The following is a 10226-nucleotide window of genomic DNA, read 5'->3' as shown; positions in this document are numbered from 1 at the left end:
CATGTCCGATGAGATTTATGGCTACGCAGAGGAGCCAACGGCTCTGGTTCAGCGCGCTTTTCAGGATGTTGCTGATAAAGCGATGCACGACCTCTCTTTCCTTCATCCTGATATGCCGGTGTATGTCTCCGGCTTTAAGCTGTTTGAAGGGCAGTGGGTTGGCTGTGTTATTACCCCATGGATGCTGAGTGCATTGATATTGCCAGGGCCGAATCAGATTTGGCCGTTGCGCACTATCAGTGACAAACTGGGGTTAGCGATGCCTTATGACAATATGACCTTTACCGTTGGTGAGCTGGAAGGTATTTCCCAATATCTGACGTGTTCATTGATGTCCCCGCTTGATCATTCTTTAACGCCTGAACAGGGTGTACAATTGGCCAACGATTGTACGCGCATGCTGTTGTCGATTCCGGTTAGCGATCCGGATGCTCCGACTCAATTAGGGCGGCGTGCACTGTTATTAGGCCGCAGGAATTGTAGTAATGCATGAAGTATCATTGTGTGAAAGCACAATAGAAATTATTCAGAAACAAGCTCAACAACATGGTGTGAAGCGGGTTACCGGCGTATGGTTAGAAGTCGGGGCCCTCTCCTGTGTGGAAGAGAGTTCTCTGCGATTTTGTTTTGATGTTGTCTGTCGTGGTACTGTAGCCGAAGGCAGTCAGCTTCATATTATTCATAAACCTGCTCAGGCCTGGTGTTGGGACTGTAGCAGTGAAGTAGAAATTACTCAGCATGAGGCTCAGTGCCCTAAGTGTCAGGGTTTTAGTTTGCGCGTCGACAGTGGCGATACGCTGCAAATTAAAGAGCTGGAAGTTGAGTAATACCTTGAATAACTAATTCGAATATTTATCTCATATTGCCGATGCAAATGAGCTGGCCGAATTTACCGATTGAACTGTGACAAGATAATGTCTTGAGGGGGAGTTATATGTGTACTACTTGCGGATGTGCTGCGGGCGAGCGGCGAATTGAAGGAGAGGAACACGCGCATTTTCACCATCACGGACACGATCACCATCACAGCCATGAGCATAATCATGCTCATGATCATGACCACCATCACCACGATCACGACCACGAACATCATCACCACGATCACGGGCATAGCCATCACGACCATGCTCATCACGGACATAGTCACGATCACGGGCACCATCACCATGACGAACATCACCATGGTCATCATGAAACTCCGCGCACCATTGTTATCCATCATCATTACCACCATCAGGGGGATGTACATCACCACGTACATACTGCCATCGCTCAAAAGATGGGTGATGTAGAGTTTGAGCTGGAGATGGAACAAAAAGAGAGCGCAGAGAAGAGTGAAGAGAAATTTCAGCCGCGTGAAATCGAACAAGATTTAGATTACGGTCATGGCGAAGCAGGCACTCACGCACCGGGCATGAGCCAGAAAAGAATGCTGCAAATCGAGATGGATGTGCTGAGTAAGAACAACCATCTGGCGGAGCATAACCGAGAGTACTTTGCTGACAAACATATTCTGGCGCTGAATCTGGTATCAAGTCCGGGTTCTGGCAAGACCACATTATTAACTGAAACCCTGATGCGTTTACGGGAGCGTTTATCCTGCGCGGTGATTGAAGGGGATCAGCAAACCACTAATGATGCCGAGCGTATTCGCGCCACCGGTGTACCGGCAATTCAGGTGAATACCGGTAAAGGCTGTCATCTGGATGCACAAATGGTACACGATGCAGCTACTCGCCTTGAGTTAAAAGAGAAGAGTCTGCTGTTTATTGAAAACGTAGGTAATCTGGTTTGCCCTGCCAGTTTTGACTTGGGTGAACGGGCGAAGGTTGCCGTTTTGTCAGTGACGGAAGGGGAAGATAAACCCTTAAAATATCCCCATATGTTTGCCGCATCAGAACTGATGATTTTGAATAAAATCGATTTACTGCCGTATCTGCATTTTGATGTTGCGGCCTGTATTGCTAATGCTCGTCGGATTAACCCGAATATTCAGGTTATCCAACTGTCGGCAACCAGTGGTGAAGGTATGGAAGCCTGGGTTTCATGGCTGGAGACGCAGTTATGTGCTTAGGGGTTCCGGGGCAAATTGTTGCCGTAGGTGAAGATATTCATCAGTTAGCTCAGGTTGACGTTTGTGGCGTAAAACGCGATGTGAATATTGCCCTCATTTGTGAAGGCGAACCGGCTGAATTAATCGGTCAATGGGTTCTGGTTCACGTTGGTTTTGCGATGAGCATCATCAATGAAGAAGAGGCGCAGGCCACGCTCGAAGCTCTGATGGCAATGAGTGTGCTTGAACATGAAGTGGGCGATTTCCTCGGGATCAATGCCGGAGCGGATGATGCAGTACGTTGATGAATTCCGCGATCCTGAACTGGCAAAAACGCTGCTGTCCCATATTCGCCATAAAGTCTCAGCTATTGCTAAGGCCGGTGAGCGTCCACTGCAATTGATGGAAGTGTGCGGTGGGCATACTCATGCTATCTATAAGTTTGGTATTGACCAACTGCTACCACCAGAAATTGAATTTGTGCATGGGCCGGGTTGTCCGGTCTGTGTATTGCCGATGGGACGCATTGACGGCTGTATTGAAATTGCCGAACGTCCTGAGGTGATTTTTTGTACCTATGGCGATGCGATGCGGGTGCCTGGGCGCAATGGCTCTCTGTTAGATGCCAAACGTCGCGGTGCTGATGTGCGTATTGTCTACTCTCCATTGGATACCCTGACTTTTGCTGAGCAAAATCCGGATAAGCAGGTAGTGTTTTTTGGTCTTGGTTTTGAAACGACGATGCCAAGTACCGCGTTGACGCTACAGCAGGCTAAACGTCGTGGTTTAACCAATTTCAGTATTTTCTGTCAGCACATTACCATTATTCCAACCTTGCGTAGCCTGCTGGAGCAGCCTGATGTCAGAATTGACGGCTTTCTTGCTCCCGGCCATGTCAGCATGGTGATTGGCACTACGCCTTATGGCTTCATTGCAGAAGACTTCCATAAACCACTAGTGGTTACCGGATTTGAACCATTAGATATCCTGCAAGCGCTGGCAATGCTGGTGGACCAGATACATGATGGTCGTTGTGAAGTGGAAAACCAATATAAACGTATCGTATCTCAGCAGGGAAATGCGCTGGCGCGCAAAGCTCTGGATGAAGTATTTGAACTGAAAGAGAGCAGCGAATGGCGTGGTTTGGGCTCGATTGCCGGATCTGGCGTTCAACTGACTCCAGCCTATCGTGAGTTTGATGCAGAATTGCGTTTCAATACTCAAGAGCATCAGGTGGCTGACGATCCTCAGGCTCGTTGCGGTGATGTTCTGACCGGGCGCTGTAAGCCAAATGATTGTCCGCTGTTTGGTACCCGCTGTACGCCACAAAACGCGTTTGGGGCACTGATGGTTTCTTCTGAGGGCGCGTGTGCCGCCTATTATCAATATCGTCGGGGGCTCGCTTAATTTATGGCTTTTACTGAAAAAGATGTCGTTACCATGGCCCATGGTAGCGGCGGTCAGGCTATGCAGCAGCTGATTGAACAGCTGTTTTTACAGGCTTTTGCTAATCCGGCGTTGAATGAGCGGGAAGATCAGGCTCGTATCCCGTTGTCATTACTTACCTCTGTGGGCGATCGTTTAGCATTTAGTACTGATAGCTATGTTATTGATCCTATATTCTTTCCCGGCGGCAATATCGGTAAGCTGGCGGTTTGTGGAACGGTTAATGATGTGGCGGTAAGCGGTGCGGTTCCGCAATATCTCTCCTGTGGGTTTATCCTTGAAGAGGGACTACCGTTGCTCCAGCTGGAGCAAATTGTTAAATCCATGGCTGATACCGCTGCAGCAGCAGGCGTAGAGATTGTCACTGGCGACACTAAAGTGGTACAGCGTGGAGCGGCAGACAAAGTCTTTATTAATACGGCGGGCATTGGCGCTATTCCCGGAACGATTAACTGGGGGGCTCAACATATTCGTCCCGGCGATCGCATTTTAGTGAGTGGAACGCTGGGAGACCATGGCGCAACCATTCTGAATTTGCGTGAGAATCTGGGGCTTGAAGCTGAGTTAACCAGTGATTGCGCCGTATTAACGCCACTGATTGCCCCATTACGCGAGATCGATGGTGTCAGAGCATTACGTGATGCAACCCGGGGTGGTGTCACTGCCATTCTGCATGAATTTGCTGCTGCCAGCGGCTGCGGTATGTCGATTAATGAAGGGGATCTGCCGGTCAATCCTGCTGTTCGCGGCGTATGTGAGCTGTTGGGGCTGGAACCGCTGAACTTTGCCAATGAAGGTAAGCTGGTGATTGTCGTAGCGCCAGAAGCGGAACAGGCAACCTTAGCTGCATTACGAGCCCATCCTTTAGGCAAAGACGCTGCGGTGATTGGAACGGTAACGGATACTGCCCGAGTTCAACTAAAAGGAATTTTTGGCGCTTCTCGCCTGCTGGATTTACCGCATAGCGAACCATTGCCAAGAATTTGCTAATAACAGTATTGATAAAAATAGCCCCGACAGGTGAAAGCCGTCGGGGCTATTTTTATGGAAGAAAACAAATATTGGGTAATAGATTCCAGATAATAAAAGCTGAGTGAGGGGGCCGGTAGGAAACATTTTATGATTTGCTCTGGCTTGTATCAGAAGAATCAAAAAATGACCTCAGAATTAATTCCTTCAGATTATGGTGAATGGTTAGCGGCGCTAAAAACTCAAATTCAGACTGCGCGGCAAAAAGCTATCTTAGCGGTCAATCAGGAGTTGCTTGCGCTTTATTGGCATATTGGGAGAGACATTTTAACCCGACAAGCGGAACAGGGTTGGGGAACCAAAGTTATTGAACAGTTAGCCAAAGATTTAAGAACAGCGTTTCCTGAGCTTAAAGGTTTTTCTCGCGCTAACCTTATGTCGATGCGTGCTTTTGCTGAAGCCTGGCCTGATATTGTAATTGTCCAACAGCTTGTTGGACAATTACAATGGGGGCATAACATTGTGTTATTAACCCGTTTAAAAGATACCGGGTTACGTCTGGCCTATGCCCGGCAGGCGCTTGAGTATGGTTGGTCTCGTAATACATTGAATATACATATTGAGACTCAACGTATAGAACGAGAAGGGTTAGCAGTTACTAACTTTGAATCCCGTCTTCCCGGATATCAATCTGAACTGGCCAGAGATTCATTAAAAGATCCTTATCGTCTGGATTTTCTTGGTCTTGGAAAAGATGCGGAAGAACGGGCGATAGAGTCGGCGTTAGTACAACACATTACTCGCTTCTTGATTGAACTGGGGAGTGGGTTTGCTTTTGTCGGGCGACAGGTTCATTTAGAAGTTGGCGGTGATGACTTTTTTATTGACCTCTTGTTTTACCACTTAAAGCTACGCTGCTATGTAGTTGTTGAGCTTAAAGCTGGTGCTTTTAAACCGGAACATGCGGGGAAGCTGAGTTTTTATCTTAGTGCTGTTGATGCTCAGATAAAACGTTCAGAAGATTCTCCTACCATAGGGTTATTACTGTGCAAAAGCCAAAATCGAGTTGTTGCTGAATACGCTCTGCGTGACTCTAATCATCCGATAGGCGTTGCGGAGTACCAACTGATTAATTCGTTACCAGATAAATTATTGACGGACTTACCCAGTATTGAAGAGATTGAAGCGGAGCTTATTGGTCAACATATTGATTTGGATGAACAGGCGAAATTTGAGTAAGAGGAGGGGCGTTGACGCGGGTGAACGAAGGATTTGGATATAAATGCCGGCACCAAATGATACCGGCATTTGTGGTAGAAGCGAATGATTAGCTCATGCGCTCAACAATCATTGCAATACCCTGACCACCACCAATACACAGCGTTGCCAGACCCAGAGTTTTATCTCTGGCTTGTAACGAGTGCAGCAGGGTTACCAGAATACGCGCACCGGATGCACCGATTGGGTGACCCAGAGCAATTGCACCACCGTTAACGTTAACTTTGGCGGCATCGAATCCCAGTGTTTTGCCAACGGCCAGGAACTGAGCGGCGAAAGCTTCGTTAGCTTCAATCAGATCAATATCAGACAGTGACAGGCCGGTTTTCTTTAACGCGTTCAGCGTTGCAGGAACCGGGCCCATGCCCATCAGCGATGGTGCAACACCGCCGTTGGCATAGCCTCTGATACGGGCCAGAGGCGTTAATCCCAGCTCTTTGGCACGGCTTTCAGACATAACGACCAGAGCCGCAGCACCATCGTTAATACCTGAAGCGTTACCTGCGGTTACCGTACCCTCTTTAGTGAAGGCAGGACGCAGTTTCGCCAGACCTTCCGCCGTGGTGTCAGCTTTCGGGAACTCGTCGGTATCGACAATGATGTCACCTTTGCGGGTTTTTACCGTTACTGGAACGATTTCTTTGGCAAAAGCACCGCTGTTAATCGCAGCTACGGCTTTTTGCTGTGATGCCAGCGCCAGAGCATCCTGTGCTTCACGGCTGATATCGTACTCTTTAGCAACGTTCTCTGCGGTGATTCCCATGTGGTAACCGTGAGTGGCACACATTAAGCCATCTTGCAGGATAACATCCATCAGTTTGCCATCACCTAAACGGTAACCCCAACGCGCTTTGCTATCCAGTAAGTAAGGCGCCTGACTCATGTTTTCCATACCACCGGCAATAATTGCCTGAGCATCACCGGCAAGAATCGCTTGAGCTGCCAGAGCGACACTTTTCAGGCCTGAACCACAGACTTTGTTTACGGTATAAGCACAAACCGTTTCAGGAATACCGCTTTTCAGCAGAGCCTGACGGGCTGGGTTTTGACCTAAACCAGCCTGGAGTACGTTACCAAAAATAACTTCATCAACTGCTTCACCGCTGATACCAGCACGGGCCATTGCTTCACGAATAACTACTGAACCTAAATCAACGGCGGAAACCGAAGCCAGTGAGCCATTAAAGCTGCCGATGGCGGTGCGCGCTGCGCTGACGATAACAATGTTGTTCATAACTCAATTCCTTAATTTTTATCTATTTTACTATTGGCGTCAGAATACGGTGAGGCCGATAACAAATATGATGCCGGAGAACAGCAGGGCGGTAACACAGTAACCCATAATGTCCCGAACCCCTAAACCAGCAATAGCCAGTGCAGGTAAGGCCCAGAATGGTTGTGCCATGTTCATCCACTGTTCACCGTAGGCAATTGCCATGGCTGATTTACCCAGATCGGCACCTAAAGCTTGTGCCGCAGGCATAACAAATGGACCCTGAATAACCCAGTGACCGCCGCCTGATGGTACTGCGAAGTTAATCAACGCAGAACTGAAGAAGGTCATGATTGGGAAGGTATCTTTGTTGGCAACGTTAATAAACCATTCAGTGATCAGACCGCCTAAACCAGAGTGTTCCATCATTAACTGGATACCGGCATAGAACGGGAATTGTACCAGAATACCAGCGGTACTTTTGGCTGCGGCAGAAATGGCGCGCATATAGGCCATTGGCGTTTTGTGCAGCAGTAAACCGGCAATCATAAACATCATGTTGACGGTGTTGATGGTGATATTGAAGCCTTTTTCGTAGAAATACATGCCTAAGTAAGCAATACCCAACGCACCAATGATCCACGCGATGATACGGCTTTCTTCCATTTTTTCTGCCACTGGAGCATCAGCAGGAAGTTTTTTCTGGAAGTCTGGCTCTTCAGCCAGCAGAGATGGATCAACAGTTACCACATCTTCTGGTTTTGGCATCATCATACGGGTAACAAACGGCATCACCACAATCAGAGATAACGTGATAAAGATGTTGTAGTCAGTAAAAATGGTTTGAGAAACTGGGATCAGGCCCGCGATATACTCAACCGGGTTGCCTGGCGTTGCGGCCAGCAGTGGCATGGAACCAGAGAAACCACCGCCCCATGTCAGGAAGCCGATGTAAGCACAGGCAATCAGCAATGGATAGTCAGAGCCTTTCACCCGACGAGCCACTTCACGGGCAAACATTGCGCCTACTACCAGTCCAAAGCCCCAGTTAATTACACAGGCAACGGAACCAAAGAAGGTGACCAGCATAACGCCCTGAGCAGGGGTTTTAGCAGCTGATGCGGTTAATTTCAGGATACGCTTAACCGGTGCGGAGCTGGCCAAAGCATGTCCTGTTACGATAATCAGCGCCATTTGCATACCGAAACCAAGCAGGTTCCAGAAGCCGTTACCCCACATTTGCACCATATCGACAGGTGTATGTGGTGTCAGAGCCAGTGCAATCACAAACGTGAGCATGGTTAACAACATGGCGAAAATTAACGGATCGGGCAGGTAGCGGCTAACAAAGCCGGTTAAGAAACGAGATATGCGGCCGATCATGCTACACCTTCCTCAACAACGATTGGCATAACTTTAAAGTCTGCAGCCACGCTAAATTCAGCATCGGTTGCAGCCTTGATAGCTTCAAGCGTAACGCCCGGAGCATGTTCTTTCAGAATTAGCTGTCCCTTTTCAAACTCGAACACGCCCATCTCAGTCACAATCATGCTGACTTTGTTCTTGGCGGTTAACGGTAAAGTGCACTGCTTGAGGATTTTTGATGAACCATCTTTGGCACAATGCTCCATCGCGATAATAACGCGGCGAGCACCGGTAACCAGGTCCATTGCTCCACCCATACCCGGAACCATTTTTCCCGGGACCATCCAGTTTGCCAGGTTAGCATGTTGGTCAACCTGCAGACCGCCTAAAACGCTGGCGTCCACATGACCACCACGGATCAGAGCAAATGAGAAGGCGCTGTCGAACATGGCTGCCCCAGGCAGAACTCCACAAGGTTGTCCGCCAGCGTTGACCAGATTAGGATGAGCTTCAGTTACCGGGCCTAAACCCAGAAAACCGTTTTCTGACTGTAGAGTGATATGAATATCTTGCGGTAAGTAGTTCACTACCTGAGTTGGCAAGCCGATACCCAGGTTCACAATGTCACCATCATGTAGTTCAAGGGCTACGCGGCGAGCGATAAGTTCTTTTGCGTTCATGATTAGCTCTCCTTTGGATAAACAATGTGATCGATTAATGCGCCAGGTGTCATTACGTGGTCCGGAGCAATATCACCCACTTCCACCAGACTATCCGGTTCAGCAATAACCACATCTGCAGCTAGCGCGATGATTGGGTTAAAGTTACGAGTGGTTAATTCATAAACCAGGTTGCCCTGATGGTCAGCGATATGGGATTGAATCAGTGCTAAATCAGCACGCAGAGGGAGTTCCAGAAGATATTCAACACCGTCGATAGTCAGTTTTTGTTTGCCTTCTTCAACCACGGTACCAACGCCGGTAGGGGTTAAGAAACCACCAAGGCCAGCGCCACCGCAGCGGATCCGTTCAATCAGCGTACCCTGAGGTACCAGCTCTACTTCCATTTCTCCGGCAATCATACGGCGACCGGTTTCCGGGTTGGTGCCAATGTGTGAAGCAATCACTTTCTTCACTCTGCCGTTAACCACTAAGGGGCCAATACCGGTATCAACAAATGCAGTATCGTTAGCAATGATAGTTAAATCTTTTACACCAGAATTAAGGAGGGCCTCGACCAGACGCGGCGGTGTCCCCACACCCATGAAACCGCCAACCATGATAGTCATACCATCACGAAAATATTCAGCAGCCTGCTGTATATCAATATGTTTATTTTTCATAATTATTCCTTATGTTTTGACGTCCGAAGAAGGACTCACACAAGGAATTGCAAGGTGTGTGCCAGTTATGGTTTTTATGCAACTTTTTGCACTTAATTAAAATTAATTATTAATAATCAGTTGATTAACTTTATTTTAAGAAAGTGCTGAAACGAGGAAGAAGCTAAAATTAGCAAGATAGAGTGTGCAATTATTTGCACAGGTGTGCACCTTTTGTTTCACCGTCGGGGTGTGACAGCAATCAGGATTTGCGATTTCGGAGCAATATTCGAAAAAGAAGGGTTATCCGCAGAGGTCTGCTAAATCATAGCTGTCATAAGTCAGGATTTAGTTTCATTTTATGCTATTCATGTATTTATGTTGCCTGATTAGATGGTTTTTTTCATTGGCACTTTAAACGTGTTTGAGCGCATTTCTTTGTAAAGAATAAGTCATTTCTATTTAAATTTATATTTACTCAATTTCTACCTGGGAATGATTTATTAATGGATTATTTTCTCCCTTTTTTTATTGAGATAAACTTTTTAATTCAATTGTTTGATCTAATTAGTTATTTTCAT

General features: G+C 47.5%; 11 protein-coding genes. 7 read left to right on the top strand and 4 right to left on the bottom strand.

Annotated elements, in window-relative coordinates; genetic code table 11:
* Position 1: 1 nt before the first annotated feature.
* The 7 genes from hybE to EKN56_RS18050 all read left to right on the top strand — a co-directional run bounded on the left by hybE (position 2) and on the right by EKN56_RS18050 (position 5707).
* Positions 2-493: a hydrogenase-2 assembly chaperone gene (hybE, locus tag EKN56_RS18080; protein ID WP_130593077.1), complete on the top strand. Its 492-nt coding sequence runs from the start codon at positions 2-4 to the stop codon at positions 491-493.
* Positions 486-827 carry a hydrogenase maturation nickel metallochaperone HypA gene (hypA, locus tag EKN56_RS18075; protein ID WP_130593076.1) on the top strand — a complete coding sequence of 114 codons (342 nt, stop codon included), beginning with the start codon at positions 486-488 and terminating at the stop codon, positions 825-827. The genes hybE and hypA overlap by 8 nt, the downstream gene beginning before the upstream one ends.
* Positions 828-934: 107 nt before the next feature.
* Positions 935-2074: a hydrogenase nickel incorporation protein HypB gene (gene hypB / locus EKN56_RS18070; protein WP_130593075.1), complete on the top strand. Its 1140-nt coding sequence runs from the start codon at positions 935-937 to the stop codon at positions 2072-2074.
* Positions 2065-2358, top strand: coding sequence for a hydrogenase maturation factor HybG (gene hybG, locus EKN56_RS18065; RefSeq protein ID WP_130593774.1), 294 nt, complete (start codon positions 2065-2067; stop codon positions 2356-2358). Before hypB ends, hybG begins: the two co-directional genes overlap by 10 nt.
* The gene (gene hypD / locus EKN56_RS18060; RefSeq protein ID WP_130593773.1) at positions 2345-3460 is read left to right on the top strand and encodes a hydrogenase formation protein HypD; all 1116 of its coding nucleotides are present in this window, start codon (positions 2345-2347) and stop codon (positions 3458-3460) included. The genes hybG and hypD overlap by 14 nt, the downstream gene beginning before the upstream one ends.
* Positions 3461-3463: 3 nt before the next feature.
* Entirely contained in the window at positions 3464-4489 is a 1026-nt protein-coding gene (gene hypE, locus EKN56_RS18055) for a hydrogenase expression/formation protein HypE (RefSeq protein ID WP_130593074.1), read from the top strand.
* Positions 4490-4654: 165 nt separating this feature from the next.
* Positions 4655-5707: a PDDEXK nuclease domain-containing protein gene (locus EKN56_RS18050; protein ID WP_130593073.1), complete on the top strand. Its 1053-nt coding sequence runs from the start codon at positions 4655-4657 to the stop codon at positions 5705-5707.
* An 88-nt stretch (positions 5708-5795) separates the two neighbouring features.
* Here the strand turns inward: EKN56_RS18050 and EKN56_RS18045 are convergent, their stop codons facing one another.
* From EKN56_RS18045 to atoD, 4 genes are read right to left on the bottom strand one after another with little or no spacing between them, the layout of a single operon-like run.
* Positions 5796-6980 carry an acetyl-CoA C-acetyltransferase gene (locus EKN56_RS18045; RefSeq protein ID WP_130593072.1) on the bottom strand — a complete coding sequence of 395 codons (1185 nt, stop codon included), beginning with the start codon at positions 6978-6980 and terminating at the stop codon, positions 5796-5798.
* Positions 6981-7019: 39 nt separating this feature from the next.
* Positions 7020-8342 carry a TIGR00366 family protein gene (locus EKN56_RS18040; protein WP_130593071.1) on the bottom strand — a complete coding sequence of 441 codons (1323 nt, stop codon included), beginning with the start codon at positions 8340-8342 and terminating at the stop codon, positions 7020-7022.
* Positions 8339-9004, bottom strand: a complete 666-nt coding sequence (locus EKN56_RS18035) for a CoA transferase subunit B (protein WP_130593070.1) — start codon at positions 9002-9004, stop codon at positions 8339-8341. Before EKN56_RS18035 ends, EKN56_RS18040 begins: the two co-directional genes overlap by 4 nt.
* Positions 9005-9006: 2 nt before the next feature.
* A complete protein-coding gene (gene atoD, locus EKN56_RS18030; RefSeq protein WP_130593069.1) occupies positions 9007-9666 on the bottom strand; it encodes an acetate CoA-transferase subunit alpha in 660 nt (219 codons plus the stop codon).
* Positions 9667-10226 lie beyond the last annotated feature (560 nt).

Source organism: Limnobaculum zhutongyuii, assembly GCF_004295645.1.
Lineage (GTDB): Bacteria > Pseudomonadota > Gammaproteobacteria > Enterobacterales > Enterobacteriaceae > Limnobaculum > Limnobaculum zhutongyuii.
The sequence above is the reverse complement of the archived record's forward strand: the minus strand, read 5'-3'. Positions and strand labels throughout refer to the sequence as shown.

Bases quoted from the DNA above. Each gene is read 5' to 3' on its own strand.
- hybE (WP_130593077.1), top strand. From the start codon at position 2: ATGTCCGATGAGATTTATGGCTACGCAGAGGAGCCAACGGCTCTGGTT.
- hypA (WP_130593076.1), top strand. From the start codon at position 486: ATGCATGAAGTATCATTGTGTGAAAGCACAATAGAAATTATTCAGAAA.
- hypB (WP_130593075.1), top strand. From the start codon at position 935: ATGTGTACTACTTGCGGATGTGCTGCGGGCGAGCGGCGAATTGAAGGA.
- hybG (WP_130593774.1), top strand. From the start codon at position 2,065: ATGTGCTTAGGGGTTCCGGGGCAAATTGTTGCCGTAGGTGAAGATATT.
- hypD (WP_130593773.1), top strand. From the start codon at position 2,345: ATGCAGTACGTTGATGAATTCCGCGATCCTGAACTGGCAAAAACGCTG.
- hypE (WP_130593074.1), top strand. From the start codon at position 3,464: ATGGCTTTTACTGAAAAAGATGTCGTTACCATGGCCCATGGTAGCGGC.
- EKN56_RS18050 (WP_130593073.1), top strand. From the start codon at position 4,655: ATGACCTCAGAATTAATTCCTTCAGATTATGGTGAATGGTTAGCGGCG.
- EKN56_RS18045 (WP_130593072.1), bottom strand. From the start codon at position 6,980: ATGAACAACATTGTTATCGTCAGCGCAGCGCGCACCGCCATCGGCAGC.
- EKN56_RS18040 (WP_130593071.1), bottom strand. From the start codon at position 8,342: ATGATCGGCCGCATATCTCGTTTCTTAACCGGCTTTGTTAGCCGCTAC.
- EKN56_RS18035 (WP_130593070.1), bottom strand. From the start codon at position 9,004: ATGAACGCAAAAGAACTTATCGCTCGCCGCGTAGCCCTTGAACTACAT.
- atoD (WP_130593069.1), bottom strand. From the start codon at position 9,666: ATGAAAAATAAACATATTGATATACAGCAGGCTGCTGAATATTTTCGT.